At 74.5% G+C, this 23784-nt stretch carries 17 protein-coding genes; 11 read left to right on the top strand and 6 right to left on the bottom strand.

Translation table 11 applies throughout. From position 1 onward, the window contains the following. Positions 1-131 precede the first annotated feature (131 nt). Positions 132-1508 carry a nucleobase:cation symporter-2 family protein gene (locus ESG85_RS14490; protein ID WP_342781346.1) on the bottom strand — a complete coding sequence of 459 codons (1377 nt, stop codon included), beginning with the start codon at positions 1506-1508 and terminating at the stop codon, positions 132-134. Between the two features lie 578 nt (positions 1509-2086). Between ESG85_RS14490 and ESG85_RS14485 the strand changes: the two genes are divergently transcribed. The 3 genes from ESG85_RS14485 to ESG85_RS14475 are packed head-to-tail and all read left to right on the top strand — an operon-like array spanning position 2087 to position 5696. Continuing rightward, the gene (locus ESG85_RS14485; protein ID WP_246095019.1) at positions 2087-3589 is read left to right on the top strand and encodes a uracil-xanthine permease family protein; all 1503 of its coding nucleotides are present in this window, start codon (positions 2087-2089) and stop codon (positions 3587-3589) included. Further along, complete coding sequence (locus tag ESG85_RS14480; protein ID WP_128979282.1) at positions 3586-4989, top strand: amidohydrolase family protein; 1404 nt, start codon at positions 3586-3588, stop codon at positions 4987-4989. The genes ESG85_RS14485 and ESG85_RS14480 overlap by 4 nt, the downstream gene beginning before the upstream one ends. After that, positions 4986-5696, top strand: a complete 711-nt coding sequence (locus tag ESG85_RS14475; protein WP_128979280.1) for a sulfite exporter TauE/SafE family protein — start codon at positions 4986-4988, stop codon at positions 5694-5696. The genes ESG85_RS14480 and ESG85_RS14475 overlap by 4 nt, the downstream gene beginning before the upstream one ends. 80 nt (positions 5697-5776) lie before the next feature. Here the strand turns inward: ESG85_RS14475 and ESG85_RS14470 are convergent, their stop codons facing one another. Further along, positions 5777-6820, bottom strand: coding sequence for a LacI family DNA-binding transcriptional regulator (locus tag ESG85_RS14470; protein ID WP_128979278.1), 1044 nt, complete (start codon positions 6818-6820; stop codon positions 5777-5779). A 238-nt stretch (positions 6821-7058) separates the two neighbouring features. Between ESG85_RS14470 and ESG85_RS14465 the strand changes: the two genes are divergently transcribed. Next, entirely contained in the window at positions 7059-7748 is a 690-nt protein-coding gene (locus ESG85_RS14465; protein WP_219825193.1) for a sugar transferase, read from the top strand. Positions 7749-7928: 180 nt separating this feature from the next. Here ESG85_RS14465 and ESG85_RS14460 read toward each other — a convergent pair whose 3' ends face one another. From ESG85_RS14460 to ESG85_RS14450, 3 genes are all read right to left on the bottom strand, one after another. After that, positions 7929-9191: a hypothetical protein gene (locus tag ESG85_RS14460; protein WP_128979274.1), complete on the bottom strand. Its 1263-nt coding sequence runs from the start codon at positions 9189-9191 to the stop codon at positions 7929-7931. Next, positions 9188-10327 carry a non-hydrolyzing UDP-N-acetylglucosamine 2-epimerase gene (wecB, locus tag ESG85_RS14455; protein WP_128979272.1) on the bottom strand — a complete coding sequence of 380 codons (1140 nt, stop codon included), beginning with the start codon at positions 10325-10327 and terminating at the stop codon, positions 9188-9190. The genes ESG85_RS14460 and wecB overlap by 4 nt, the downstream gene beginning before the upstream one ends. Positions 10328-10457: 130 nt before the next feature. Then, entirely contained in the window at positions 10458-13085 is a 2628-nt protein-coding gene (locus ESG85_RS14450; RefSeq protein WP_219825192.1) for a helix-turn-helix transcriptional regulator, read from the bottom strand. A gap of 198 nt (positions 13086-13283) precedes the next feature. Between ESG85_RS14450 and ESG85_RS14445 the strand changes: the two genes are divergently transcribed. The 7 genes from ESG85_RS14445 (at position 13284) to ESG85_RS14415 (ending at position 21721) form a co-directional block, all read left to right on the top strand. Continuing rightward, positions 13284-14384, top strand: coding sequence for a glycosyltransferase (locus ESG85_RS14445; RefSeq protein ID WP_128979270.1), 1101 nt, complete (start codon positions 13284-13286; stop codon positions 14382-14384). Further along, positions 14381-15358, top strand: a complete 978-nt coding sequence (locus tag ESG85_RS14440; protein WP_128979268.1) for a GumC domain-containing protein — start codon at positions 14381-14383, stop codon at positions 15356-15358. Before ESG85_RS14445 ends, ESG85_RS14440 begins: the two co-directional genes overlap by 4 nt. Positions 15359-15371: 13 nt before the next feature. Next, positions 15372-16214: a WecB/TagA/CpsF family glycosyltransferase gene (locus ESG85_RS14435; protein WP_128979266.1), complete on the top strand. Its 843-nt coding sequence runs from the start codon at positions 15372-15374 to the stop codon at positions 16212-16214. Then, positions 16211-17668 (top strand): oligosaccharide flippase family protein, encoded by a 1458-nt coding sequence (locus ESG85_RS14430; protein WP_164986246.1) that lies wholly within the window; start codon positions 16211-16213, stop codon positions 17666-17668. The genes ESG85_RS14435 and ESG85_RS14430 overlap by 4 nt, the downstream gene beginning before the upstream one ends. After that, complete coding sequence (locus tag ESG85_RS14425) at positions 17665-19170, top strand: O-antigen ligase family protein (protein ID WP_128979262.1); 1506 nt, start codon at positions 17665-17667, stop codon at positions 19168-19170. The genes ESG85_RS14430 and ESG85_RS14425 overlap by 4 nt, the downstream gene beginning before the upstream one ends. Before the next feature lie 15 nt (positions 19171-19185). Then, on the top strand, positions 19186-20328 hold the full coding sequence (locus ESG85_RS14420) for a glycoside hydrolase family 113 (RefSeq protein WP_128979260.1): 1143 nt from the start codon (positions 19186-19188) through the stop codon (positions 20326-20328). 196 nt (positions 20329-20524) lie between these two features. Beyond that, complete coding sequence (locus ESG85_RS14415; protein WP_128979258.1) at positions 20525-21721, top strand: glycosyltransferase family 2 protein; 1197 nt, start codon at positions 20525-20527, stop codon at positions 21719-21721. Positions 21722-21745: 24 nt separating this feature from the next. Here the strand turns inward: ESG85_RS14415 and recQ are convergent, their stop codons facing one another. Further along, positions 21746-23773: a DNA helicase RecQ gene (gene recQ / locus ESG85_RS14410; RefSeq protein WP_128979256.1), complete on the bottom strand. Its 2028-nt coding sequence runs from the start codon at positions 23771-23773 to the stop codon at positions 21746-21748. Between the last annotated feature and the right edge of the window lie 11 nt (positions 23774-23784).

Below are 23784 nucleotides of genomic sequence, written 5' to 3'. Positions count from 1 at the left end.
GTCGGGAACGGGTCAGCGCCGTGCCGCCGGGTCGGACGGCACGGAAACCCGGGGCCCGACGGAACGAGAACCCGGGGCCCGACGGCGCGGCAGCCGGGCCCGACGGCGCGGGAACGCCGTGCGCGAACGTCTCAGTGGGCCGCCGCCGGCCTCGGCCCCTGCCCCGTCTCGGGCGAGGCCAGTGCCTCCCAGTCGATGTCGCGCCGCTTGCGACGGTTCTCGAACAGGTGGAAGAAGAGGTTCAGCAGGACCGCCGACAGGGTGCCCAGCGTGATGCCGCTGCCCAGGACCGCCCGTACCTCCGTGGGCAGGCGCTCGAAGAAGGGCGCCACGGCGTTCGGCAGCATCGCGGCTCCGAGACTGACGGCCAGGATCAGGGCGTTGCGTTCCTCCCTGAGGTCGACCTTGGCGAGGATCTGGATGCCGACGGTCGCGACCATGCCGAACATCACCACGGCCGCCCCGCCGAGCACCGGATGCGGCACCGAGGCCACCACGGCGCCGGCCTTCGGCACCAGGCCGAGCAGGATCATCAGGAATCCGGCGGCCACGACCACGAATCGGCTGGTCACGCGGGACATCCGGACCAGGCCGATGTTCTCGGCGAAGGCCACGTACGGGAAGGAGTTGAAGACTCCGCCGAGGACCGTGGCGACGCCGTCGGCACGCAGCGCCCGGCTGACCGTCTCGCCGTCGACCTCGCGGCCCGTGATCTCGCCCATCGCGTACACGTCTCCGGTGGTCTCCACCATGGTGATCAGCATGACGACGACCATCGCGAGGACCGGGAACACGGCGAAGTGCGGCAGCCCGTAGTGGAACGGGGTGCTGACACCGAGCCAGCCGGCCTGGCCGACCGGCCCGAGGTCGGCGTCGCCGCGCAGCCAGGCGACGGTGGTGCCGGCCACCAGACCGAGCAGGACGGCGACGCTGCGCAGGAACGGGCCGCCGAAGCGCACCACCAGCAGGATGAACAGCAGGGTTCCGCCCGCGTACGCGAGGTTCTCCGCGTCTCCGTAGTGCGGCCCGCCGAGCAGCGCCGAGCCGCCGCCGACGTCCTGGAGCGCCACGGGGATGAGGACGATGCCGATGACCGTGAGGAGCGTGCCCGTGACGATCGGCGGGAAGTACCGGGTCAGCCTTCCGGCGAACGGGGCGAAGAGGAAGGCGGCGACGCCTCCGGCGATCACCGCGCCGTACACGACCAGCAGCCCGGCGGTGCCGCCGCCCGCGCCCTGGCCGATCGCGATCATGGGCGGTACCGCCGTGAACGTGGCGCCCTGGACGAGCGGCAGCCTGGCGCCGATCCGCCAGAAGCCCCACGCCTGGATCACGGTGGCGATCCCGGCCGTGACCAGGTCGGCGTTGATCAGGTAGACGAGCTCCTGCCGCGAGAGTCCGAGGCTGCTCCCCAGGATGACGGGAACGAGCACCGCGCCCGCGTAGAACGCCAGGACGTGCTGGATCCCGTAGAGCGAGAGCGCGGGGAGCGGAGGAACCTCGTCCACCGGATGCGTGGTGGTTCGGGATCGTCGGCCCGGGGCCAGTGGTGCCATCTCTGCCTTGCCTGAGGGTAGGTGAATGAGAAGGGGCGGCGCCGGGTCGCGAAGAAGCGCCGGGCCGCGAGAAGGGAAGAGCCTCGAAGAGGGCGTCCGGGCGGCCGCGCGGATCGGGCGGTTCACCGGCTGGCGGCACGGGGTTTCCGGTGCGCGACCAGGCGTCCGGACGGTCCCGGACAGGAGGCACGGGCCGGGCGGGAGGACCCGGGCCGGACACAGATCCTGGCGGATGGGCGACCCCGCACGCAAGGCATGTGCTCAGGTTTTCGAGGGAACACCGCTCGGTAACTTACGAATCGATGGCGAACCGCCGGTGCCGCTACGGATTTCGTTGCCCGTCGCCGGGACGCAGTCGGCAGGACTCAAGGCGTGCGCCCGACGGGGTCTCCGCCGCCCGCAAGCCTTGACGCTCTCGGCGGGCCACTCCCATACTGACGGCCAAATCGATTTGGCCACTCGCTTTGGCTCCCCGTCCAGGGCCGGATCGCGGCTGAACCCCCGACGTGTCGAACGATCGGAGCTCCCACGTGTCCCGTCCCCGCCAGTCCCCGCCACGCACGGACCAGACCGACCGAACCGGCTGCACAGAGCACACCGACTGCACGGACCACCCCGACTGCACCGACCACTCCGACCCCACTGACCGCACCAACACCACCGACCGCACCGACCCCACCGACCGCACCGACTCCCAGGCGGACGTTCACCCCGTCGACGCGTCACGCCCCCTCGGCCGGATCCTCCTCTTCGGGATCCAGCACGTGCTCGTCATGGCCGCCACGCCGATCTCCGCGATCTTCCTGATGAGCGCCACCCTGCGGCTCGACGCCGACCTGACGGTGGATCTGCTCTCCGCCGCCTTCGTGCTCTCCGGCGTCGGCTCCCTGATCCAGTCGCTCGGACCGTGGAAGTTCGGGCCCCGGCTGCCCTTCATGATGCTGCCGGGCGGCGCACCGCTCGTGCTCTTCCTCGCCATCGCCGGACAGCACGGTCTGCGCACGGCCTGCGGCGCGGTCATCCTCACCGCGCTGTTCACCTTCGTCGTGCTGCCCGTCTTCTCCCGGCTTCTCCGCTTCTTCCCCGCCCTCGTCATCGGCACGATGATCGTCATCGTCGGCGTCAACCTCGTGAAGGTCGGCGCCGTCCTGGTCACCGGCCGTCCCGGCCGTCCTGGCTTCGCCGATCCGGCGAACCTCGCGCTCGGCATCGCGACGATCGCCTTCACGGTCGGGTTCTACCTGCTGTTCAGCGGCGTCGTCCGGCAACTCGCGGTCATGCTGGGCCTGCTCGCGGGCACCGCGCTCGCGGCCGCCCTCGGCCGCGTCGACCTCGGCCACGCCGCCGACGGCGGGCTGGTCGGCCTGCCGCACCTGATGCCGTTCGGCTCACCGCAGTTCAACCTGCTCGCCGCCCTGCCCCTGATGCTCTACAGCCTCGCCTCCATGGCGGAGGCCACCGGTCAGACCGTCATCAACGCCGAAGCCGTCGGCAAGGAGATCGACCGGCGCACCGACGTGCCCAGGACCGTCCGCGGGGACGCCCTCACCTCGTTCCTCGGCGGGTTCTTCGGCCTGCCGCTGATGGTCACCAGCGGCGAGAACATCGGCATCGTCCGGGTCACCGGCGTACGCAGCCGCTTCGTCACCGCCGCGGCCGGCGTCGTCCTCATCGGCATCGGGTTCCTCGCGCCGGTGACCCGGGCGATCAGCGTCATCCCCGCCGCCGTCGTCGGCGGCACCGCCATGGTGGTGTTCGCCGTGATCACCGTGCTCGGGATCCAGTTGCTCGGCCGCTCCGACCTCGACCGGCACACCAGCACGTTCGTGGTGGCCGTGGCCCTCGCGCTCGGCCTGCTGCCGATCCTCGTCCCCGGCGTGTACGGCGGCTTCCCGCCGAACGCGCGCATCCTGCTCGAAAGCGGCGTCGCCGTCGGCGCGTTCGTCGCCGCCGTGCTCAACATCCTCTTCCACCACGTCAGGCCGGCCGTCGTGGGCCGCCTGTCCGCCCTCCGCACGGAAAGCGACCGATGAACCGGCACACCCGCGCACGTCTGGAGCGACCCGGCCCGCTGCTTCTGGTCCCGGACGCCGTCCTGCTGCCCGAAGGCCCCGCGTACGGCCACGGGATCGCCGTCGCCGACGGCTCCTTCACCTCGGTGGGGCCGGCCGGGGAACTGGCCGGCCGTTACCCGGGGCTCGATCCCGTACGACTGCCGGGGCAGCTCCTGATGCCCGGTTTCGTGGACGCCCACCACCACCTGACCCAGAGCTTCGGCTCGGCGCTCGCCTTCGGAGAGCCCTCGGAGATCTTCCGCCGGGTGTGGGTGCCGCTGGAGGGCGCACTGGACGAGGAATCCGCCTACGTGGCGGCCAAGCTGGCCGCGCTGGAGGCCCTGCGCGGCGGCTTCACCACCGTCGCCGACGCCGGGACCCGCGCGGACGTGGACGTCGAGGTGGTCGCGTCCGCGACGCGCGACGCAGGGATCCGGTGCGTCCTGGGCCTGGTGTGCAACGACGCCGACGCGCCCGGCGCCTCCTCCCCCACCCGCGAGGTCCTCGGCCGTGCCGAGAAGCACCTGGCCCGCTACGAGGGCGATCCCCTCGTCCGCGCCTCCCTCGCCGTCTCCGTCCCCGAGGCCGCCACCGAGGAGACCCTGCGGCGCACCGCCCGGCTCGCCGCCGAGGCCGGCGCCGTCGTCCAGATCCACGTCAACGAGCACCTGGCCGCCGTCGAGCGCTCGCTCGTACGCCACGGCCTGCGCCCTCTGGAACACCTCCACGCGATCGGCGCTCTCGGCCCCCAACTCCTCGCCGCGCACGCCACCCTGCTCACCCCGCGCGAGATCACCCTGCTCGCCGCGACCGGGACCGCCGTGAGCTACAACCCGGTCGCCAGCGCCTGGAAGGGCAACGCCGTCGCACCCGCCACCACGCTGGCCGAGCGCGGCGTCCGGTTCGGGCTCGGCACCGACGGGACCCGTGGGGACGGCTTCCGGCTCGCCGAGGCGGCCGAGTTCGCCCAGCGGCTCGGCTACGGACTCGCCACCGGCGACTCGTCGTGCGGCGCCGGCTGGACCTGGCTGGAGCAGGCCACCCGCGGCGGCTCCGACGCCCTGGGCCTCGGCCCGCGCACCGGCACCATCGCCCCGGGCCTGGCCGCCGACTTCCTCCTCGTCGACGTCACGACGCCCGAGCTCGCGCTGTCCTGGGACCTGCCCTGGGAGCTCGTACGGCGGGGCAACCGCGACCAGATCACCGCCGTGTTCGTCGAAGGGCGCCTGCGGCTGTGGCGGGGCCGGCCCGCGGGCTGGGACGGCCACGCGCTCGTCGAGCGAGCGGTGGAACTGGCCCGCGAGGCCGTGGGACGGGCGGCCGTCACCCGGGTGCACCCCACCTCCACGGCGGCACGGGAACGGAGCACCGCGCGGTGACCGGCGAGACGCTGGCGGTGCTCGCCGTCACGGTGGCCGCCGCCTCCTTCGTCCAGGGCAGCAGCGGTCTCGGCTTCGCCCTGATCGTCGCCCCGGTGGCCGGGATCCTCGATCCCGGCCTGCTCCCGGTGTTCGTCCTGGCGTCGATGGTGCCCCTCAACGTGTACGTCGCGTGGCGCGAGCGGGCCGCGCTCGACCTGCGCGGCGCGGGCTGGATCACCGGAGCGCGGCTGGCCGCCACGCCCGGTGGACTGGCGCTGCTGTGGCTGATCCCGGACCACGGTCTCGGCCTGTTCGTCGGCCTCGCGACGATCCTCGCAGCCCTCGTCAGCCTGGCGGCGCCCGTCTTCACCCCCGGCAGGGCCGCCTTTGTGGGCGCGGGCGTGGTCACGGGCCTCACGGAGACCGCGACCGGAGTCGGCGGCCCGCCGCTGGCCCTGGTCTACCAGCACCGGCCGCCGGGCGAGCTGCGCTCCACCGTCGCCCTGTGCTTCCTCGTGGGCGAGGTCGCCTCGCTGCTCCTGCTGTTCGGGACCGGAGAGGGCGACCCGGCGGACCTGGGGTGGGCGCTCGCGCTGACGCCGGCGATCGCCGCGGGCGCGTGGCTGAGCCGACTGGTGCACCACCGGGTCGACGCCCGCCGGATGCGCCTGTTCGTGCTCGTCTTCGCCCTGGTGTCGGGCGTGGTCCTGCTCCTCGGCGTCTGACCGGCGCCGCTCCCGCGGCCTCGCCCCGTGGTCCCGCGGCGGGGCCGTGCTCCCGGTCCCGGCCTGGTCTGCGGCGTGGCTCAGGCGTCCGTCGTACGGCGGCGCAGGGACGACGTCCGGGGGATCACCGCCGGCGCGGGGACGGTGGCCACCGGGGCGCAGGCCTCGCCGCGGAGCCGCGCGAGCAGCAGGTCCACCGCGGCGGCCGCCGCGCGGTCCAGATGGAGGTCGACGGCGGTCAGCGGCGGCTCGCACGTGCGGGCCCGCAGGCCGTCGTAGCGGGTGACGACCATGACGTCGTCCGGGACCGTCCGCCCGCCGTCCCGGATCGCCCGTACCGCGCCGACCGCGAAGGCGTCGACCAGGGCGCACACCGCGTCGACGTCGGGATGCGCGGCGAGCAGGGCGGTGCAGCAGTCGTAGCCGGCCTGTTCGCCGCCCGCCTCGGGAGCGGTGGCCACGACGGGTTCCCAGCCGTGCTCCTTGGCGAGCCGCTCGAAGGCGGCACGGGCGTCGACGGACGAGTGCCGGGCGCCGGTGCCGACGATCAGGGCCGGCCGCCGGGCGCCCTGTTCGCGGAGGTGGGCCAGCAGCGCCTCGACCACGAGATCGGCGCGCAGGTCGACGTACGGCACGTCCTCGTCCGGTGAGACGGGCCGGCCGAGTGCCACGTACGGCAGGCCCCGTTCCCTCAGCTGTGCGGCCGCCGCGTCGTCGACGTCCGGTTCGACGACGATCGCCCCGTCGATGTCGACGGAGTACAGCGCGGCCCGCGACTGCACGGGCGGCACGAGCACGAGCGCGTACTCGTGCAGGAGGGCGCTCTCGGCCGCGGCCGCGGCGACCTCCATGTAGAACCCGAGTCGCGACGGCCCTCCGGCCACCGCGAACGGCATCGACGAGGCGAGCGCGATGGCCCTGGCCTCGCCTCGCCTCAGCCGTTGCGCCCGCAGGTTGGGCCGGTAGCCCAGCTCGGCGGCCACCCGCCTCACGTGTTCCCGGGTCCGTGGGTCGACCTTGCCGATCCCGTTGAGGGAGTGGGAGACCGTCGTGCGCGACACCCCGGCCACCCGGGCGACGTCGGCGATCGTGGGCGGTCGCGAACCGGGCCCGGAAGGGGGCATCTGCCGTCGCTCCTCGTGTCCTTGGTCGTGCGCGCTGGGGGTGACAGCCCCATCTTCGCCGATGCCGCGGGAGGGCGGGAGGCCCGCCGGGCCCCGGGGCCGTACGGCCAGGCCGTCGGTGCTCCCCGTCGGTGCTCCCCGTCGGGGCGCCGTCGCTCGGCGTATGTGGGTACGCCGTGGTGAAAACTGGGGCTCGGTTGCCGATGAACCCCGTCCCGCGTCGCCGCAGACTGCTGGCATGCGCTCCAGGACGGTGCGAACCGCAGCCGCCTCGACGGACACCACTGTTCCGCCGCGGATCAACGGTGGTCTCCTCGCGGCGAGCAGGGGTCAACTGCTCGCCAAGCGCGCGCTCGACGTCACGATCGCCCTGTCGGCCCTGGTGGTGCTGTCGCCGGTCCTGCTGGCGGCGGCGTGCTCGATCAAGCTGACCTCCGCGGGACCCGTCCTCTATCCGCAGGAGCGGATAGGGCGTGACGGGAGGCCCTTCCGGATGTTCAAGCTGCGTTCGATGCGCCTGGACGCCGAGCGTGAGCGGTCGTCGTACCTGCACCTGAACGAGGCCACCGGACCCCTCTTCAAGATCCGCAACGATCCGAGGATCACTCCGGTGGGACGGGTCCTGCGCAGCTGGAGCATCGACGAGCTGCCCCAGCTGCTGAACGTCCTGCACGGCGAGATGAGCCTCGTCGGCCCGCGTCCCCCGCTTCCGGAGGAGTGCGAGCACTACGGCCCGAGGGAACGCCTGCGGCTCCTGGTGAAGCCGGGGATCACCTGCGTCTGGCAGATCAGCGGACGCTCCGACGTCCCCTTCGCCGAACAGGTGCGGATGGACCTGGACTACATCACCGGCTGGAGTCTCGGGTCGGACCTCCGGATCCTGCTCAGGACCGTACCGGCGGTGCTCGGGCGGCAGGGCGCCTACTGAGCGGACCGCCCAGGCCCACCGCCCAGGCTGAGTGGGCCCTTTTGCCGACTCTCGGTGGGCCCGTTGCTCAGTGGGCCCCTTGCCTGCTCAGTGGCCCCTTGCCGACGCTTCGGGAGGCGTCCCGGTCCCGGCGTCCCCGTCCCGGCGTCCCGGTCCCGGCGTCCCGGTCCCCGCCGGCGCTCACACCACCAGTTCCGAGACGACCGTGCTCAGTCCGTCCTGCTCGGCGCGCAGTGCCTGGTGGGCGAACATCGCGCACCAGGTGTTGACGACGTCCCGGTCCTGGCCCCGGTCGTGGGAGAAGCGCACTGCGCCGTCCGGCCGGACGAAGCCGAGCAGCGCCCGGGTCAGCCCGTCGAGGCGACCGGCCCACCGCTCCCCTGGCAGGTGTCCGCGGCCGCGCAGCACGCGGCCGATGCGCAGGGTCTGGGCGAGGACGTCGGAGCGCACGATGCCGCCGCCGGTCGTCTCGGCGACGGTGCCGTCGGCGGCCTGCAGCGCCATGAGGCGGGTGTAGACGCGCTCCACGACCTCCAGTGCCTCGGCGTCGTCGTCGGCAGGGGGCGTTCCGAGGAGCAGGCCTTCGATCCCGTAGAGCAGGGGGTGCAGTTCGCGGCAGGGCCAGGTCTCCCGCAGCTCCGCCTCCCAGTGGGCGCAGGTCCGCCGGCAGACGCCGGCGAGATCCGCCCCGAGCACGCCGTCGGGCATCCGGAGCAGCGCCGCCGCCGCCTTCAGGTGGTGCGGGCCGGGGCGGGTCGACCAGCGGCCGGGGAGGGGCGCCCGGGCCACCGTGCCGTGGGACCGCAGGATGGTGGAGCCCGACGTGATGCCGTCGACGGCGGCGCAGAGTCGGGCGGCGGGCCTCCTCCAGGCGTCCTGTCCCATGGCCGGTCCGGCGTCCTGTCCGACGGCCGGTCCGGCGTCGTGCCCGGTGACCCGTCCGAAGGTCGCGGCTCCCCGTGCCGCCATCGCCAGGTCGAAGGTGAAGACGCCGGCGTTGCGCCAGTCGGCGTGATCGGCGCCGTCCGCCGCGTAGAGCCGGGTCGGTGGGATTCCCCGTCGCGACAGGGTGCGGTCGATCCAGTCCAGTGCCTCGCGTCCGTGCGCGCGTGCCTCCGCGGCGCCGGCCGGGGAACTCGCCCCGCCCGAGGCCAGCCAGGCCATCGCGGTCAGGTAGTAGCCGGTGATCTCCAGATAGACGAACTCGGGCCGCCCGTCCCGGTCGAGCCGGCCGGCGACCGCGCCGCGCTGCGTTCCCTCGTCGATCCGGGCCCCGCCGGACAGCAGCCACCGCTCGATGCGCCGGGCGGCCTCCGCCGCCTCGGCCGACGTGCCGGCGCCGGCGCCGGCGCGCACGGTGCCGGTGGGCCGGGTGCCGGCGGCCCCGAGGCCGGTGACGCTCGTGTCGGCGGTGCCGGTCGCCGCCGATGCCGTCGTCCTCATCGCCCCGCCTCCGTCGCCGTCCCCGGTGCGATCTCCTCGCCGAGGATCTTCACGATCCGCTCGCCCGCCAGGCCGTCGCCGTAGGGCTCGTGGGGGGTGGCCATGCGTGCGTGCCGGGCGGGGTCGTCGAGCAGGCCGGCCACCGCCGCGACGATGCTGTCCCGGTCGGTGCCGACGAGGTCGGAGGTCCCGATCCTGAGCGGTTCCTCACGGGCCGTGCGGCGGTTGACCACGAGGAGCGGCTTGCCCAGGACGGGGGCCTCCTCCTGGATGCCGCCGGAGTCCGTCACGATCAGATACGAGTCGGCGAGCATGTGCATGAACGGCACGTAGCTGCACGGCGCCAGCACCTCGACGTTCCGGGGACGGGCCCCGTCCATGATCTGCCGCAGCGTCCGGAGGACCGGCGGGGACGGGTGCCGCACCAGCTGGAACCGGACGTCGGGGTAGAGCTCGGCCAGCTGCCGGACGGCGCCGAAGATGGCGGTGATCCCGTCCGGAATGCTCTCGCGCCGGTGCGTGGTGACCACGACGCGGCGCTGTCCGTCAGGCGGCGCGGGTGTGTCGCGCGGTCGCGAGAGGGCCCAGTAGAGCGCGTCGATACCGGTGTTGCCGGTGAGGAACACCCGGTCCGGTGCGACTCCCTCGCGCACGAGGTTGGCCCCGGCCATCTCGCTGGGGGCGAAGTGCAGGTCGGCGATCGCGCCGAGGATCCGCCGGTGGCCCTCCTCGGGCCACGGGGCGCTGTTGTCGTAGGTCCGCAGCCCGGCCTCGACGTGCGCCACGGGCGTGGAGGAGTGGAAGGCCGCCACGCCCGCGGCCATCGTGGTCGTGGTGTCGCCCTGGACCAGGACGACGTCGGGGCGGCGCTCGTCGCAGATGTCGCCGGCCCACCGGGCCACCTTCCACGCCACCTCGGCGGGCCGCTGGTTCGTGCGCATCACGTCCAGCTCGTAGTCGACGTCCATCCCGAAGGTGGTCAGGGCGTCGGACAGCAGTTCCGCGTGCTGGCCGCTGGAGCAGACGATCGTCTCGAAGGTCGAATCCTGGTCGCGCAGCGCCCGGACGGGTGAGTACATCTTGATGACCTCGGGCCGGGTGCCGAGGAACGCGGCCACGCGAATGCGTCGGGCCATGGGCCACCTCCTGCGTCGGGCGCCGGGAATGCAGCCAGTCTGCTGGGGCGCGGGAGGAGGTTCATCGGTAGCCGGACCCGATTTTTCCGGTGGCACGTGCCCAGATACCGCGGGTGGCCGCGGCGGCACCTCAGGTGCCGACGTGCCACGAGGGGCCGTCGTCCAGGGGGACGGCTGCCTCCTGGCGGGTGTGGACGCCGAGCTTCGCGAGCACGGCCGCCACGTGGTGGGCGGCGGTCTTGGGGGTGATGTAGAGCCGGGTGGCGATCTCCCGGTTGGTGAGGCCCTCGCACAGCAGGCGCTGGACCTCCCGCTCACGCCGGGTCAGGCCGTACGGGTTGGCCCAGGTCGAGGCGCGCCTGCCCTGCGGGGTGCGGCGTACGCCGGCCGCCCGCAGCCGCTCCCAGGCCCGGTCGGCGGCGGGCCTGGCACCCAGGGAGCGGAAGGTCTCCAGGGCCCGGCGCATCGCGGGCACGTCGCCGCCGAGGCCGGTCAGCGCCGCGTCGTACGGGGAGCCGAGGTCCTCCCACGCGCCCACCGCCTCGGGCCATTTCCCGGCCAGTTCCAGGGCGTACGGCTCGGCCGCCCGGGTCTGCGAGGGCATGCCGCCGGCCAGCCGGGACCAGCGCAGCATCGCCCCGACGAGCCAGGGGTCGCTGTCCAGGGCGACCGCCTCGAGGCCGTGCCCGGCCTCCGCGACGGCGACGCCGTCGTTCCCTTCGAGCCAGGCCGCCTCGGCGCGGGCGGCCCAGACCGGGCCCGCGAGCAGGAGACCCGCTTCCTCGGTGTACGAGAGTGCCTCGTCGAGGAGCGGCCACGCGCCCGGTTCGCCGCGGCGGGCCCTCACCAGTGCCGCGGTCACCAGGGGCAGGAGCCGGTGGAGCGGCTGGGGGTTGCGGGCGAGCACCTCGCCGGCCCGCTCGTCGGCCCGGGCCCACTGGCCCCGGTGCAGCATGCCCAGGGAGGCGGCGCCGAGGGCCAGCACGAGGAACAGGGGCAGTTCGTGCTCGCGGCAGTAGACGCAGGTGCGGACGGTCAGCCGGTCGAGGCGGGGCAGGTCGTGGTGGAGCGCCGCGGTGCAGCAGGCCACCGCCCCGAGCACGCAGGCGTCGTCGGCCAGGCCGTCCTCGGCCATGGTCGCGTGCCAGGCGTCCTCGAAGCCCGGCCAGTCCTGCCCGTGGCAGGTCACCCGCACCAGGGCCTCGTGGGCGCGGGCATGGGTCCGCAGCGCGGCTTCGCCCAGCTCCCGGCCCAGTTCGGCGGCCTTGCCGGCGTATTCGGCGGTCGTGGCGGGGTCGTGACCGAGGCAGGCGAGCTGGGCGAGGTTGGCATAGGCCCAGGCGAGTTCCCTCGGCGCGCCGCCGCCCTCCACCACGCGGACGGCGTCCAGACCCGTCCGCCAGGCCTCCGCCGTCCGGACCGCGAGCCACTGCATGTGGGACAGCCGGCGCAGGTCCTCCGCCTCGCCCCGCCGGTCGCCCTGCTCGTGGCGCAGCCGGACCGCCTCGCCGCGGGCGCCGATGGCCTCGGTGAGGTTGCCGGTCACATAGCTCTCGTGGGCCTGTGCCTCGAGGAGTTCGACGCGCCGGTCGGGCGGTGCGGCGGCCGGGTTGCGCACGGCGCTCCCGTACAGCGCGGCGGCCTCCCGGTGGGAGCCGAGCGCCGCCGCGTAGGAGGCGGCCCGGGGCGCGTACTCGGCCAGGGCGGCCGCGTCGCCGGCCTGCTCCGCGTGGAAGGCGAGCCGCGCGAGGTCGCCCGGGTCGACCGGGCCCGCGCGCATGGCCGCCAGGACGCGGGCGTGGAGCCGGGCGCGGCGGTAGACCGGGAGCGACTCCCAGACGGCCAGCCGGGCCAGTTCGTTGCGGAAGCAGAGCACCGGCCCGTCCGTGCACAGCACTCCCGACGCCAGGCAGTCGGCGAGGCCCGCGGCGGCGTCCGGCGACACGGCGGCGATCAGCGGTTCGGTGGCGCGGGGCCCGATGACGGCCACCGTCTCCGCGGCTTCCCTGGCCCGGTCGGGCAGCCGGGCGACGCGGCCCATCACCGCCTCGCGCACCGTGGCCGGCACGCCGCGGCCGCGGGCCGCCAGGACCTCGGTGACGTAGAACGGGTTGCCGCGCGTCTTGTCGAACAGCTCGTGGGCGTCCACCGGATGACCGGCCGCGGCCGTCAGGTCGGCGACGGCCCGGCGGCTCAGCGGGCCGAGCGTGCAACGGCGCACGGCACTCGACGACGCCAGGTCGCCCAGGACCACCGCGAGGGGGTGGGTGGGGCCGACCTCGTCGTCGCGGTAGGTGGCCAGGAGCAGCAGGGGCAGCCGGTCGATCCGCCGGGCCAGGAAGCGGACCAGGTCCAGGGTGGCCTGGTCGGCCCAGTTCAGGTCCTCGATCACCAGCAGCGTCGGCTGCCCGTCGGCCCGGCGGCCCAGCGCGGCGAGCACCCCGCTGAAGATGCCGCCCGGGTCGCTGCGGCGGCGGAGGCCCGCTTCCAGGGCCTGGGTCACCGGCGGGCCGAGCAGCGGGGCGATGTCGGTCAGGGGCGCCAGCGGACGCGGTGCGGACAGCGGGTCGCAGGCCCCGAACAGGACCCGGGCCCGGTCCGTGCCGTCCTGCTCCTCCGCGAAGTGCCGCACGAGCGCGGTCTTGCCGATGCCGGCCTCACCGCGCAGCAGCACCAGCTGACCGTGGCCCTGTCCGGCGCGTTCCAGACAGTCCGCGAGATCCTGCAGGACGGTGCCGCGTTCCAGAAGGTCGGTCACGGCTGTCCCCAGCGTGGATGCGTCGTGTATCCGTACACGGTTCAGTCTAGGGATCTTCGGGTGGACCCGCCCGTACGCGGCGGCGGGTACGGGACCGCGCGCGACCGGCCCGTCGCCCGGAGTATCTGGGTACCCCGCCGCGAAAAACTGGGCCGGTTTGCCGATGTGACCGTTCCGGCGCCGCCGGAGACTACTGGCATGCGCCCGGAAACCGACCGGATCACGTCCGTCGGCCCCGAGATCCACCTCTTCGAGCCCTCGGGGTACGCCGGGGTCTTCCAGCACACCTGCCGCCTCGGCGAGCTGCTCGCCCGTACCGGCCGGCACGTGGTGCTGCACACCGGGCACGAGCACGAGGAGGTACGCCTCGAGGGCGTCGAGCTGTGCCCGTGCTCCTGGTGGCCGCGCGACCGTCCGGCGGGCGCCCGTCGCTCCGCCGCCATCGCCGGCCGCTTCGTCGGCCGCACGCTGCCGCACCTGCACCGCAGGGTGCCGCGCGGCGCGGTCCTCCACGTGGAGGGGATCGCGGCGGCCGGGGCGCTCACCCTGGCCGTGCTGGGCGTCGCGAGGATCGGGCACCGGCGGGTGGTCTACTCGCCGCACGACACGTTCTCGCGCCGGGGCCGGGTGGACGGCGCGCTGCTGCGGATCGCCCTCCGCGTGCCGCACGCGATCGTGGTCTACTCCCGCGCGGACGTCGAGGTGCTGCGCCGCCGCGGCCTGCGGGCGCACTGTTCCCCCCTGGTCCAGCTCGTGCCCCGGCCCACGGAGGAGGAGCGCCGGAAGTGGCGCAGCGCGTGGCGGGCGGACGCGGACACGTCCGTGGTCCTGTTCGCGGGGTGCATCCGGCCCGAGAAGCGGCTCGACGTGCTCATCGAGAGCGCCCGCGACTGGCCCGCCGACCGGCGCCTGGCCGTCGTGGGCGAGGACCGCGGCGGGTGGGCCCGCTGCGCGGAACTGGCGCGGGCGTACGGCGTCGACGTCGCCGCACGGGTGGAGTTCCTCGGGCTGGACGAGTTCGCGGCGGCGATCTCGGCGGCGGACCTCGTCGTCCTGCCCTACGACAAGGCCAGTCAGAGCGGGGTGCTCGCGGTGGCCCGCCGGCTGGGCACCCCGACCGCCGCGGCGAACGTGGGCGGCCTGCGGGAGCTCGCCTCCCAGACGTTCGCGGCGGGCGACCCGCACGATCTCAACCGTGCCATCGACACCCAGCTGGCCGAGGGCCGGGCACCCGACCCGGCGTCCGACGACCACCGGGCGGTCGACGTGCACCTTCTCGCGTACAGGCGGCCGGCATGACGACGAACCCGTCCCGACCGAATCCGTCCGGATCGCACCCGTCCCGGCCGACCCCGTCCCGGCCCGGTCTCCGGGCGTCCGCGGCGGTCAACGGCACACCGCCCGCGCCGCGGCCGCCCGGCGACCCCGCCGTGGGCGGTGTCCCGCTGCGCGACCTGCTGCGCTGGTGGCCGCTGGTGGTGCTCACCACCCTCGCCGCGCTCCTCGCGAGTGCGGTGATGGCGTGGGGTCCGCAGGATCCCGCCTACCGCGCGACCACGCGGATGCCCGTCACGCCGCTCGCGCAGTCGGACGAGACGTTCGTCGGCACCGGTCTCGTGCGCGATGCCGGCGACGCCGACCGCACCTCCTCCACGGTGGCGCGCCTGCTCGACTCCGACCGCGTGGCCGCCGCCACCGCGCAGGCCCTCGGGGCACCCTGGACCCCCGCGTCCGTCCGCGCCGCCGTCGACGTCAAGCCGGTCGACGAGACGAACCTGATCGAGGTCACCGCCAGGGCGGACCAGCCGGGACAGGCGGTCCGGGTGGCGGAGACCTTCGCGCAGACCGCGCTGGACGACCGGTGGCGGACGATCTCGGCCGAACTGGACCGCCGGATCGCCTTCGCGCGGCAGAACACCGACGCCGACCCGAACGCCGGGGAGGAGTCCCGGCGGCTGCAGCTGCTCACCTTCGTCCGGGAGAACGGCGTGGACCCGACCCTGTCCATCGACTCGACCGGCCCCGCGGTGCGTGTCGGGGAGGTGCCCGCGGGCGTGATCACGGTGATGGCCGCAGCGGGCGGCATGTTCCTCGGCGTCCTCGCGGCGTACGGGATCGAGCGCCACCGCCGCCGCCCGCGGAGCGAGGACGAGGGCGCGGACGGCGACGCGGGCGCGAACGGCGACGCGGACGGGAACGCGGACGGTGACGTCGCGGCGGCCGCCCGCGAGGTCCCGCTGCACGCGCCGGAACCCCTGAGTCGCAAGCCCTGAGGAGCTGAGTCCGATGCCGCTCCGCACCCACGGAAACCCGGAGGCCTCCGGATCGGCCCTCCCCCGGCCGGTTCCCCGGCTCATGGGCATGCCGATCCACGCGGTCACGCTGGACGAGGCCGTCGACCGGGTCTTCGACGGCCTGGCGGAGGGCAGGGGCGGGACGGTGCTGACGCCGAACATCGACATCCTGCGGCAGTACCGGCGCTCGGCGGAGCTGCGGCGGATGTTCGAACACAGCGAGCTCGTGGTCACCGACGGCATGCCGCTCGTGGTGGCCCTGAGGATCCAGCGGACGCCCGTGCCCGGGCAGATCACGGGCACCGACATGCTCCGCGCGCTGGCCGCCGGAGCGGCGGCGCGCGGGCGTTCGATCATGCTGGCGGGCGGGCGGCCCGGGGAGGCCGAGCGGGCGGCGGAGCGGCTGCGGCAGGTCAGCCCCGGACTGCGCGCCCAGACCCGTCCGTGTTACGTCCGGCCCGACACCGTGGAGGCGGAACTGGCGTCCCTCGCACGCGCGTTGGTCGCCGCCGCCCCGGACATCGTGTTCGTCGGCCTGCCGTTCGCGAGCCAGACCGCGGTGATGAACGGGCTGCGTTCCGCCCTCCCGGGCACCTGGTTCGTGGGCGTGGGCTCGAGTTTCGACTTCGTCAACGGCGATCGCTCGCGTCCCCCGGCGCTCGTACGGCGGCTCTGCCTCGAATGGGCCTGGCGGCTGACGAGCCAGCCCTGGCTCTGGCGCCGCTACCTCGTGGACGGGATGCCCACCACCGCCCGGCTGGCCGTCGACGCCCTGCGGACGCGGTGGCGGCACGACGCGTCCACGACCTCGGCCGGCAGTCCGGCCCTGCCATGAACGCCGGCGCCGAGGCGGTCTCCGTGTCCCACGAGCCGACCGGACGCAGCCTGATCGCCTCGGCCTCGTGGATGACCGGCAGCCATCTGCTCGCGCAGGCCTTCGCGTACGGATCGCTGATCTTCCTCGCGCGGGAACTCCCGCCGTCCGGCTTCGGCACGGTCGCGGTCGGGACGGCCGTCGTCTACATCGCGACGCTGCTGGTGGACCACGGCACGTACGGCGCCATCATGGTGCACCCGCGGCTCACCCGGACCTTCCTCGTCCGCGCGTTCTGGCGCTGCTTCCTCGTCGGCGTGGCGCTCGGCGTCGTGATGGCCGCGTCCGCGGGGCCGCTGGTGACCACCTTCGCGGACGGCGGGGACGCACCCGCCGTCGCGCTGCTCGCGCTCTGCCTGCCGCTGCACGCGATCTCCCTCATCCCCACGGCGCTGCTGCACAAGTCGATGCAGTTCCGGCGGCTCGCCGGGGCGACCGCGACCGGCAACGTCGTGTCCGCGGTGGTGGCCGTGGTCGCCGTGCTGGCCGGCGCGGGCATCTGGTCGCTGGTCGCGCGCCAGGTGGTGCTGTTCGGCATGCTGGCCGTGCTCACCACCGTGTTGTGCCTGCCGGTGCTGCGGCGTCGGCGGGAGTTCCCGGCCGCCCCCGCCGCCCGGGCGCGCGAGCGCACCGGCGACCGGTGGTTCTTCCTGTTCGGCGTCACCCTGATGCTGACCGCGAACATCGACTACCTGGTCGTCGGACTGTCGAGCGACGCGAGTCTCGTCGGCCTGTACGCGCTGGCCTTCACGATCGCCATGGCGCCGTCCACGCAGTTCTCGGAGCAGGTCGGGAAGGTGCTCTTCGCCGCCGCCGCGTCCCATCCGGAGACCAGCGGGCAGCGGACGGTGCAGTCGGTCCGGCTGATGTCCGCGCTGCTGCTGCCGCTGCTGCCGGTCGGCATCCTGCTCGCACCGGTGCTGCTCCCGGCGGTCCTGGGGCCCGAGTGGACGGGCATGGTGGCCGCCTTCCAGGTGCTCTGGCTGGCCGGCATCGGGTACGCGATCGACAACTGCATCGGCGAGGCGCTCTCCGGCACGGGACACATCGCCTTCCGCGCGAAGGTCATGGCCGTCCGGTGCGTCGCCACCGCGGCCGCCCTGTGGGTCCTCGTGTCGGTCGACGGGATCCGCGGAGCGGCGCTGGCGCACCTCGCGGTCTTCCTGCCGTACGCGGCGGTCTACGCCACGGCCGGGGCACGGCTGGCCGGGACCTCCGGCCGTGAACTCCGGCGGGCGCTGCGCCCGGTCGCGGTCGCGGTGGCGTGGCAGCTGGTGGTGACCGCCGTACTGCTCCTCTCCCTGCGGGCCGCGGGCGTCCCGGACGGCGTCGCCGTCTGCGTCGCGAGCGCCGCCGGGCTCGCGGTGTCGGGGTTCCTGCTGTACCGGCGCCTCGGCGGGAGGCGGTCGCCGTGACCTGGACCGTGGCCGGGCGGAACCGGCCGCGCCCGGTGACGCCGCGCGCGTCCCGGCCGGACCGGCGCGTGGTGCGCACGGCGGGTGTCGCCGTGCTCGCGGCGCTCGCGTTCGGGGCTCTGCTGCCGGGCGACCCACTGACGGCCGTGGGCGCGCTCGTGGTGATCCCGCTGGCGTTCGGGGCTCCGGTGGCCGCCCTGTCCGTGCTGATCGCGATCACGGTGCTGGTGCCGTTCGAGGCGCAGGACCGGTTCTCCCTCGTGGGCGGGTCCGGCCGGCCCGGGCTGCTGCTCGTCGACGTCCTGATGCTCCTGGGTCTGTGCCGCGTCGGGTGGCTCGTCGCGACCCGCAGGCTGCGGCTCGACCGGCCGCTGCTCGTCGCCTCGGTGGTCGGCCTGGTGCTCGTCGTGGCGCTGGGCTGGGGCGTCGCGCAGGGGGCCGACGTGAGCGAGGCCGGTCACGAGACGCGCCGGGTGCTGCTCGGGGTGGGTGCGTTCGTGCTGGCGTGGCCGGTGGTCCGTGACCCGGCGGCCCGGCACCGTCTCGAAGGCGCCCTGGTCGGCCTCGGCCTGGCGCTCGGGATCTGGGGGCTGGTCCAGTGGGGGTTCTCCATCGACTACACGAGCGCGGCCGACGTCGGCATCCGCCGGGGCGTGGACCTCACCTCGGCGGGCCGCGGTTCGCTGCAGGGCGGGCTCTACGCGTATCCGGTCGCCGTCACGCTGGCCCTGGCCGCGCTGGTGTCCGGGCGCGTGCGGTCCGTCCCGCCGAGGTGGCTGCTGGCGGCGGTGGTGTGCCTGAACGCGGTCTGCCTCTGGCTGACGTACGAGCGGACGTTCTGGGTGGCGACGGCGGTGGCCTGCGCCGTCGTGGTGCTCCTGTCGGGTGCGCGGGCGCGGCGGAGCGCGGCGAAGTGGGTGCCGGTCGGTGCCGGGGCGCTGCTCCTGGGCCTCGCCGTGCTCGCGCCCGGGGAGATCCGTACGGCCCTGGAACGCGTGGTCTCGGTCAACCGGCTGGAGATCGACGAGTCCTACTCGTACCGGGTGATCGAGTCACGGGTGGTCCTGGACGAGATCCAGGGCAGGCCGCTGACCGGATCGGGCTTCGGCGCCACGATCACCTGGGGCGAGGAGGACACGTTCACTCCCCTGACGACGCCGTTCATCCACAACGGATACCTCTGGCTGGCGTGGAAGATCGGGGTGCCGGCGGCGGTCTTCCTGGTGTCCGTGCTCGTGGCGGCGGTCCTGCGGCGGGGCACGCCGGGCGAGGACCCGCGGCTGCGCGTCCTCCGGACCGGCAGCCGCGCGGCGCTGCTCTCCCTGCTCCTCACGACCGTGACCTTCCCGGCGTTCAACACGCTGGGCGTCACCGCCGTCATCGGCCTGCTGGTCGCCGTCTGCTTCTGCGGTCGCGGCGACGACGTCGCCTCCGCGGAACGGCCCCGGATGCGGCGCACCGCGGTGCCGGGGCAGTCGCGTCCGCGGGCGGGACCCGGGTGAGGAGGCGATCCGCTCGTGCCGCTCACCGGCCGTCTCCGGGGCAGGGGCCCGCGCCCGCGCGGGGCGCCGGCCCGCCGTGCGCGGTGGCCCGCCCGTGCCGCGCTGGGCGTCGCTCTCGCCGTCGTGCTGGCGGTCGGACTCGTGGTCGGCCTGGGCGTGGGGCCGCTCGCCCCGGGGCATTCCGGTGGTTCCTCCGCCGGTCCCGTGCCCGGCCCGGTGCAGGAGCGGCAGCACGGATTCGCCCTGCCCACGTACTCCCGGGACGGATACGACGATCCGCGGGTCCTCGACGACCGGCTCCGGCACCTCGCCGACGTCGGCGCGGGCTGGGTCCAGATCACCCCGACGTGGTTCCAGGCCGCTGCCGACGCCCCCGAGGTGACCCGGGCGCCGGCGAGTGCGGCGTGGCAGACGCCGGACGACGCCGGGGTGCGGAACGTGATCGCCCGGGCCCATCGGCACGGACTGAAGGTCCTGCTCAAACCGCATGTCGACCTGCCGGACGGCGAGAGCCGGAGCAGCATCCGGCCACGCGACCCCACGACGTGGTTCGCCTCCTACACCGCCTTCGTCACCCACTACGCACGGCTGGCCGCGGAGACCGGCGTCGAGCAGTTCGCCGTGGGCACCGAACTGGAGGGGGTGTCGGGAGAGCGGGACGCGTGGCTGGACGTCATCCGCGCCGTGCGGGCCGACTATCCCGGGCCGCTGGTCTACGCGGCCAACTACGACGAGTACCCCCGGGTGGCGTTCTGGGACGCCGTGGACCTCATGGGCGTCGACGCCTACTGGCCGGTGAGCGCACGGCCCACCCACGACGTGCGGGCACTGGAACGCGCCTGGCGGCCCATCCGCGAGGAACTGGCGCGGTTCTCGGCCGAACACGGGCGCCGGATCCTGTTCACCGAGGCCGGCTACGTCAGCCAGCGCGGCTCCACCACCGCGCCGTACTCCTGGACCATCAGCACGACGCCGGACCAGTCCGAGCAGGCGGCCGGCTACGAGGCGCTGCTCGCGAGCTTCCGGGACGAGCCGTGGTGGGCCGGTGTCTTCTGGTGGGTCTGGGACGTCACGCCGCACGGCAGCCGGGACGACGCGCTCGACTACACGCCGCGGGGCAAGGCCGCGGAGGAGGTGGTGCGCCGATGGTGGACGTGATCGGCACGCGCTCCGCGGTCGCGCGGTGGGAGGACGGGGCAGCGGGAAACGGGGCGGATCCGGAACGCGGGAGGGACCCGGAAGGCGGGACGGACCCGGAAGGCGGGAACGGACCGGGCGGACAAAACGGCCCCGGACGGGAACGGGCGGGACCTCCAGGACGGACCGGAAGGCCGGACCCGTCGGGAAGGCGGACATGATGGCGGACACGCGGGCCACACGGCGAGCCACCGGCCAGCCTGCCGGGCCGGTCCCGGGGACGGCCGACGGGCAGGCCCCCGGGACGGCCGACGGGCAGGAACCCAGGACCGGCGCCGGGCAGGACGCCCGCCCGGTCACCGGGCAGGACGCCGATCCGGCTCCCCTGCCGGCCGGCGGGCCGGCCGTCGAGCCGGCCGTCGGGCTGGACGTCGGGCTGGACGTCGTCATCGCGACGCGGGACCGGCCGCCCCCCAAGCTGGCGGCCTGTCTCGACGCGCTCGGGCGGCAGACCTTCCGGCGTTTCGGCGTGATCCTGGTCGACGACGCCGGCCGGGACCCGCTGGCGCGCCGCCTCTCCTCGTTCCGCGCCCTGCTGCCGGGCCTCCCGGTCCGGGTCACCCGCAACGAGGAGTCGATCGGTCCCGGCGCGAGCCGCAACAGAGGCGTGGCGCTTTCCGCCGCGCCGTACATCCTGTTCATCGACGACGACTGCGTCTCGCGCCCCGAACTGCTCGCCCGGCACCACGCCGCGCTGGACCGCGCCACCGGGCCCGTGGTGTCCCTCGGCCCGATCCTGGCCCCTCCCGGGCGCCGCATGCCGCCCTGGACCCACTGGGACGCCGACCGGCTGGGACGGGAGTACGACCGGCTGGGCCGCGGTGAGAGCACTCCGGCCTGGACCCACTGCTACACCGGCAACCTCGCGGTCCGCCGCGCGGACTTCCGTGCCGTCGGCGGGTTCGACGAGCGGCTGGCCCGGCAGGAGGACGTCGAACTCGGCTTCCGGCTCTCCCGGCTGGGCTGCCGCTTCGCGTTCGACCCGGCCGCCGTCGTCTGGCACGACAGCGACCGCAGCCTTCGCACCTGGACCCGCATCCCCGCCCGCAGCGCACAGTTCGACGTGCTCATCGACCGGTTCGTGCCCGACGCGCGACGGCTGCCGTCGATCCGCGAGGACCTGCTGCGCCGGCACTGGCTGCTGCGCCTCGCCCGGCGGCTGTGCGGGCCGCCGGCGGCCCGCCGGTGCGCCGTCACCGGCGCCATCGGCGCGGGCTGCCTGCTCCACGCCGTCCACGCCGACCGCCCCTCGCTGGCGGCCTTCAGCCTGGTCTGGGACCTCGAATACACCCACGCCCTGGCGGAGGCGACAGCCGCCGCCCCGGGCACCCCGCCGGTGCCACGGGGACGGTGACGGCGCGCCTCGCCGCCCCGGCCGCTACTCCCAGTCGTCCCAGGGCGGCTCGGTCTCGTCGAAGTCGAACGGCGGCTCGTCGTCCTGAACCGCCGGCCGCGCCGGCGCGGGCACGGCGGCGGAGACCGGACCGGCGCCCGCGGCACCGGAGTCGGCGGCCGGGCCGCCGGGCGCGGCCGAGGGCCCGGCGCCGGCCGTGTGTTCCGCCAGGGCGTCCAGGACGCCCTCGGCGTACTTGGTCAGCTTGGCCTCGCCGACTCCGCCGACCGTGCCCAGTTCCTCGACCGTGGTGGGGAGCCTGGTCGCGATCTCCCGCAGCGTCGCGTCGTGGAACACGACGTACGCGGGGACGCCCTGCTCGCGGGCGGTCGCGGCCCGCCAGGCGCGCAGGGCCTCGAACACCGGCACCGCGGCCTCCGGCAGGTCGGCGGGCACCCGGGCGCCCTTCCCGGAGCGCGAGCCGGATCCGGACTCCTTGCGGGCGGAACGGGCCGGTGCCGTCTCCTTGCGCATCGAGACCTGACGGCGGCCGCCGAGGACCTCGCCGCTGCCGTCCGTCAGGACGAGCGTCCCGTAGTCGCCCTCGACGGCGAGCAGCCCCAGGGCGAGCAGCTGGCGCACCACGCCCCGCCATTCCGCGGTGGACAGGTCGGCGCCGACGCCGAACACCGAGAGCTGGTCGTGGTCGAACTGGATGACCTTGGCCGTCTTCTTGCCCTGAAGGATGTCGATGATCTGGCCGGCGCCGAACTTCTGCCGCCGCTCCCTGGCCAGCCGCCACACCGTGGACAGCAGTTTCTGCGCGGCGACCGTGCCGTCCCAGGACTCGGCCGGGGTCAGGCAGGTGTCGCAGTTGCCGCACGGCTCGGCGGACTGGCCGAAGTAGGCGAGGAGCCGGACGCGCCGGCAGTCGACCGTCTCGCACAGGGCGAGCATCGCGTCCAGGTGCGCGGCCAGCGAGCGGCGGTGCGTCTCGTCGCCCTCGGAGCCGTCGATGAGCTTGCGCTGCTGGACGACGTCCTGCAGGCCGTACGCGAGCCAGGCGGTCGCCGGCTCGCCGTCGCGTCCGGCGCGGCCGGTCTCCTGGTAGTAGCCCTCGACCGACTTCGGCAGGTCGAGGTGGGCCACGAAGCGGACGTCGGGCTTGTCGATGCCCATGCCGAAGGCGATCGTGGCGACCACGACGACGCCGTCCTCCCGCAGGAAGCGCGACTGGTTGGCCGCCCGGGCCGCGGCGTCCATGCCGGCGTGGTACGGCACGGCGTCGATGCCCTGCTCCACCAGGAAGGCCGCGGTCTTCTCCACCGAGGACCGGGACAGGCAGTAGACGACTCCGGCGTCCCCGTCGTGCTCGGTGCGGATCAGTTCGAGGAGCTGCTTGAGCGGGTTGTTCTTCGGGACGATGCGGTACTGGATGTTCGGCCGGTCGAAGCTGGCGACGAAGTGCCGGGCGTCCGTCAGGCCGAGCCGGGTGGCGATCTCGGCGTGGGTGGCCTCGGTGGCCGTGGCGGTCAGCGCGATCCGCGGCACCTTGGGCCAGCGCTCGTGCAGCATGGACAGGGCCAGGTAGTCCGGCCGGAAGTCGTGGCCCCACTGGGCGACGCAGTGCGCCTCGTCGATGGCGAAGAGCGACACCTTGCCCCGGTCGAGCAGCCGCTGCGTGCCCTCGGTGCGCAGCCGCTCGGGCGCCAGGTAGAGCAGGTCGAGCTCGTCGGCGAGGAATGCCTGCTCGACCGCCTGCCGCTCGTACGGGTCCTGGGTCGAGTTGAGGAAACCGGCCCGCACGCCGAGCGCGGTGAGCGCGTCGACCTGGTCCTGCATGAGCGCGATCAGCGGCGAGATCACGACGCCGGTGCCGTCTCTGACGAGCGCGGGGATCTGGTAGCACAGCGACTTGCCGCCGCCGGTCGGCATGAGCACGAGGGCGTCGCCGCCTGCGACGACCTGCTCGATGATCTCCTGCTGCTCGCCGCGGAAGGAGCCGTAACCGAAGACGCGGTGCAGTACCCGCAGGGCGTCCGTGGTGTCCGGGGAAGCGTCGGTGAGGGCCATTCGAAAAGCCT

The organism is Streptomyces roseicoloratus (genome assembly GCF_004117935.1).
In the GTDB taxonomy this organism is placed as follows: Bacteria; Actinomycetota; Actinomycetes; order Streptomycetales; family Streptomycetaceae; genus Streptomyces; species Streptomyces roseicoloratus.
The sequence above is the reverse complement of the archived record's forward strand: the minus strand, read 5'-3'. Positions and strand labels throughout refer to the sequence as shown.